The sequence below is a fragment of the Arthrobacter sp. Dra40 genome (assembly GCF_059091905.1).
This window is the reverse complement of record NZ_JBNHHB010000317.1, coordinates 1-4,620: the sequence shown is the minus strand read 5'-3', so window position 1 is coordinate 4,620 and position 4,620 is coordinate 1. Positions and strand designations below refer to the sequence as shown.

Genomic DNA, 4,620 nt, shown 5'->3' with positions numbered 1-4,620 from the left:
ATGTCGTCAGCGGCAAGATCCAGGACAAGACGTTCAACGCCGGCCTGAAGATCGAAACCGCCACGGTGGACCGCCGCGATTACACCTACCTGTACAAAGACGGCGACGACTTCGTCTTCATGGACGTGCAGGACTACGACCAGGTCACCGTGCCCGGACCGGTGGTCGGCGATGACGAGAACTTCCTGCTGGAAAACATCAAGGTCAACATCGCCATGCACGACGGCATCCCGCTCTACATCGAGCTGCCGGCATCCGTGGTCATGGAAATCACCTACACGGAGCCCGGCCTGCAGGGCGACCGTTCCACCGGCGGCACCAAGCCCGCCACCGTGGAGACCGGCTACCAGATCCAGGTTCCGCTGTTCCTGGAGACCGGCACCAAGGTCAAGGTCGACACCCGCTCCGGCGATTACCTGGGACGTGTCAACGACTAGTGAGTGCTCCCACTTCAGCCCGAGGCAAGGCCCGCCGCAGGGCCGTCGACGTCCTCTTTGAAGCCGAGCAGCGCGGCGTGACCCCTGCGCAGGCGCTGGCCGGACGGGACAAAACGGACCAGGTGATCAACCCCTACACCGCCCAAATCGTGGAGGGCGTCGCCGCGCTGCAGCCCACCATCGACGAGTTCCTGTCCACCTACGCCCAGGGCTGGACGCTGGACCGCATGCCGGCGGTGGACCGGATCATCCTCCGTGTCGGCTCCTGGGAACTGCTGTACAACGACGACGTTCCAGACGGAGTAGCGGTCAGCGAGGCGGTGGAGCTGGCCAAGACCCTCTCCACCGACGAGTCACCGTCCTTCGTCAACGGCCTCCTCGGCCGGCTGCAGCAGCTCAAGCCCACGCTCCTGGCCTGATCCACGGCCTGTTCAGCCACCATCCCACCGACGACGGCGGGTGCCCACCGTGCGGGCACCCGCCGTCGCCGTGTTCACGCACCGTGGTTGCTACGGCGTGGGGTGAGTTTGGGCACATCCGCTGTCGACCGCCGTCGTACTTCCGTCACGAACGCTCCGTGCCGATCCCGCCGTGGTAATTTTGAGGGCGCAAGCAACCTTTAAATTCCGTCCAGTGAGGCGGGGAAGGAGGCGGCAACAGATGAACACGGACTCCCCGGCGCACCAGCCGGCATCGTCGCGAGTTGTACTTGCCGAAGCGGACATCAACCGCGCATTGACCCGTATCGCCCACGAGATCCTTGAAGCGAACAAGGGCCCGCAGGACCTGGTTCTGTTGGGCATTCCACGCCGCGGCTTTCCGTTGGCCCAACGGCTGGCCGCCAAGATCGCTGCCGCCGATTCCACCGTCGCCGCCGAAAAGATCATCGGCCAGCTGGACGTGACCATGTTCCGCGACGACCTGCGCCGGCACCCCACCCGGACCCCGTTGCCCACGCAGCTCCCGGCAGAGGGCATCGACGACAAAGTCGTGGTGCTGGTCGACGACGTCCTCTATTCCGGACGCACCATCCGGGCCGCACTGGATGCACTGGTGGACCTGGGCCGTCCGCGGATCGTCCGGCTGGCCGTCCTGGTGGACCGCGGGCACCGCGAACTGCCGATCCGCGCCGACCACGTGGGCAAGAACCTGCCCACCTCCTCGCTGGAGAAGGTGCGGGTCCGGTTGGCCGAGACCGACACCAACGACGGCGCCCCGGTGACCGACGAAGTAGTAATCGAGGACTTCAGCGCATGAAACACCTGCTCTCCACCGCTGACCTGGCCAAGCCGGACGCGGTGCAGATCCTCGACACTGCCGAAGAAATGTCCGCCGTCTCCCAGCGCGAAGTCAAGAAGCTGCCCGTGCTGCGCGGCCGCACAGTCGTCAACCTCTTCTTCGAGGACTCCACCCGGACCCGCATCTCCTTCGAAGCCGCCGCCAAGCGGCTCTCGGCGGACGTCATCAACTTTGCCGCGAAAGGGTCTTCCGTCTCCAAGGGCGAATCGCTCAAGGACACCGCCCAGACCCTGGAAGCCATGGGCGCCGACGCCGTAGTCATCCGGCACTGGGCCTCCGGGGCACCTGCACGCCTGGCCGCGTCGGGCTGGATCGACGCCGCGGTGGTGAACGCCGGCGACGGCACCCACGAACACCCCACCCAGGCGCTGCTGGATGCGTTCACGCTCCGCCGCACCTGGGCCAGGCTCAACGGAACCGCCTCGTCCGGGACCGACCTGGCCGGCATGAAAGTGGCCATCGTCGGGGACATCCTGCACTCCCGGGTGGCCCGCTCCAACTTGTGGCTGCTGCGCACCCTCGGCGCGGACGTCACCCTGGTGGCGCCGCCGACGCTCCTGCCGGTGGGCAGCGGCCAGTGGCCGTGCACCATCAGCTACGACCTCGACGCCACGCTGGCCGAAGGCACGGACGCCGTCATGATGCTGCGCGTGCAGGGCGAGCGGATGAACGCCGCTTACTTCCCCTCCACCCAGGAGTACTCACGCCGCTGGGGCTTCGATGACCGGCGGCTGGCCGCACTGGACGCCTCCGGCCGCGACGGGACCATCATCATGCACCCCGGCCCGATGAACCGCGGGCTGGAAATCTCCTCGGCCGCAGCCGACTCTCCGCGCTCCACCGTCCTGGACCAGGTCCGCAACGGCGTGGCCGTGCGGATGGCGGCGCTCTACCTGTTGCTTTCCGGCGGGACCGAATCCGCCGCCCCCGCTCCCACCGCCCAGGAGGCCAAGTGACCCAGTCCAACTCCGAGACCACCTACCTGATCCAGGGCGCCTCGCTGGCCGGCGGGGACCGGGCCGACCTGCTGGTCCGCGGCGGAACGATCGTGGAGGCCGGCGGCGCGCTCAGTGCGGCAGGCGCCGTCGTGGTTGATGCCGACGGGCTGGTGGCGCTGCCGGGCATGGTGGACCTGCACACCCATCTGCGCGAGCCCGGCCGCGAAGACGCCGAGACGGTGGAGACCGGCTCCCGCGCTGCCGCCCTGGGCGGCTTCACCGCAGTGCACGCGATGGCGAATTCATCGCCCGTGGCCGACACCGCCGGAGTCGTGGAGCAGGTGTACACGCTCGGCCGCACCGCCGGCTGGGTGGACGTCCGCCCGGTGGGCGCAGTGACCGTTGGCCTGGGCGGCGAGCGGCTGGCGGAGCTCGGCGCGATGGCAGACTCCCGGGCCCGGGTCCGGGTCTTTTCCGACGACGGCATCTGCGTCTCGGACCCGGTACTGATGCGCCGCGCCCTGGAGTACGTCAAGGCGTTCGACGGCGTGATCGCCCAGCATGCGCAGGAACCGCGGCTGACCGACGGGGCACAGATGAACGAAGGCACCGTCTCGGCGGTGCTGGGGATGACCGGCTGGCCAGCCGTCGCGGAGGAGAGCATCATTGCCCGCGATGTGCTGCTGGCACAGCACGTGGACTCCCGCCTGCATGTCTGCCATGTCTCCACCGCCGGATCCGTGGAGCTCATCCGCTGGGCCAAGGCCCGGGGCATCAAAGTCACCGCCGAAGTCACCCCGCACCACCTGTGGCTGACCGATGAACTGGTCCGCAGCTACGACCCGGTCTACAAGGTCAACCCGCCGCTGCGGACGGATGAGGACGTGCAGGCCCTGCGCGCGGGCTTGGCAGACGGCACCATCGACGTCATCGGCACCGACCACGCCCCGCATCCTTCCGAGGCGAAGGAGTGCGAATGGGCGCAGGCCGCGATGGGTATGACCGGCCTGGAGACCGCGTTGTCCGTGGTGCAGCACACCATGATCGAATCCGGCCTCATCGGTTGGGCCGACTTCGCCCGGATCACCTCCGCCATGCCGGCGGGCATCGGCCGGCTGGCCGGGCAGGGCCAGCCGCTGGCCGCCGGATCGGCCGCGAACATCACGCTGGTGGACCCTGCCGCCCGCTGGACGGTGGACCTGTCGGCCATGGCCACCAAGGGCAGGAACTCGCCGTTCGCCGGCCGGGAACTGCCCGGCCGCGTGATCGCCACCTTCCTCAACGGACATCCCACGGTGCTCGACGGTGCCCTGAACACGCCGGCGCGGCCGGCCGGGGAGGCCTGAGATGGACCAGCTGCAGGCAGGCCTGGTGATGCTTTCCGTCGCCGCCGTGCTCATCGTGCTGCTGGCCGTGGGCTGGCGGAACCGGCTCAAGCGCCAGCGCGATATCGCGCCGCTGCCCCCGGTCCCGGCGGACACCGCCGACCCGACCGGCTACTACGAGGGCATGTACGTGGTGACGACCACGGCGGGGGACTGGCTGGACCGCGTGGCCGTCCACGGCCTGGGCATCCGGACCAAGGCCACGCTGCGCACCTATCCGCACGGCGTGCTGATCGAACGTCCCGGTTCCACGGACCTCTACATTCCGGCCGAAGCCATCACCGATGTCCGCACCGAGAGCGGCATGGTGGGCAAGTTCGTGGAATCCGAAGGCCTGGCCGTCATCACGTGGAAGCTGGGGGAGCGCGGAGTCGACACCGCCTTCCGCACCCGGCAGGCCGCCGAGAAACAACCGCTGCTGGCGCAGCTGCAGACATACCTACCCGCCGTACAGGAAGACTAGGAACATCGTGAGCGCAGAAACAACCTCCGCAACCGCACCGGCACTGCTGGTGCTCGAAGACGGCCGGACCTTCCGCGGCCGCAGCTACGGCGCCCAGG

At 68.5% G+C, this 4,620-nt stretch carries 6 protein-coding genes; all 6 read left to right on the top strand.

Features of this window, described 5'->3' with window-relative positions:
- On the top strand, positions 1–437 hold a 437-nt coding region (locus tag AC5RWT_RS34755), incomplete at its 5' end, for an elongation factor P (protein WP_494084198.1).
- A complete protein-coding gene (gene nusB, locus AC5RWT_RS34750) occupies positions 437–856 on the top strand; it encodes a transcription antitermination factor NusB (protein ID WP_494084197.1) in 420 nt (139 codons plus the stop codon). The genes AC5RWT_RS34755 and nusB, both read left to right, overlap by 1 nt.
- Positions 857–1,097: 241 nt before the next feature.
- A complete protein-coding gene (gene pyrR, locus AC5RWT_RS34745; RefSeq protein WP_494084196.1) occupies positions 1,098–1,694 on the top strand; it encodes a bifunctional pyr operon transcriptional regulator/uracil phosphoribosyltransferase PyrR in 597 nt (198 codons plus the stop codon).
- Positions 1,691–2,692, top strand: a complete 1,002-nt coding sequence (locus tag AC5RWT_RS34740) for an aspartate carbamoyltransferase catalytic subunit (RefSeq protein ID WP_494084195.1) — start codon at positions 1,691–1,693, stop codon at positions 2,690–2,692. Before pyrR ends, AC5RWT_RS34740 begins: the two co-directional genes overlap by 4 nt.
- The gene (locus AC5RWT_RS34735; RefSeq protein WP_494084194.1) at positions 2,689–4,020 is read left to right on the top strand and encodes a dihydroorotase; all 1,332 of its coding nucleotides are present in this window, start codon (positions 2,689–2,691) and stop codon (positions 4,018–4,020) included. The genes AC5RWT_RS34740 and AC5RWT_RS34735 overlap by 4 nt, the downstream gene beginning before the upstream one ends.
- Before the next feature lies 1 nt (position 4,021).
- A complete protein-coding gene (locus AC5RWT_RS34730) occupies positions 4,022–4,522 on the top strand; it encodes a PH-like domain-containing protein (RefSeq protein WP_494084193.1) in 501 nt (166 codons plus the stop codon).
- Positions 4,523–4,620 lie beyond the last annotated feature (98 nt).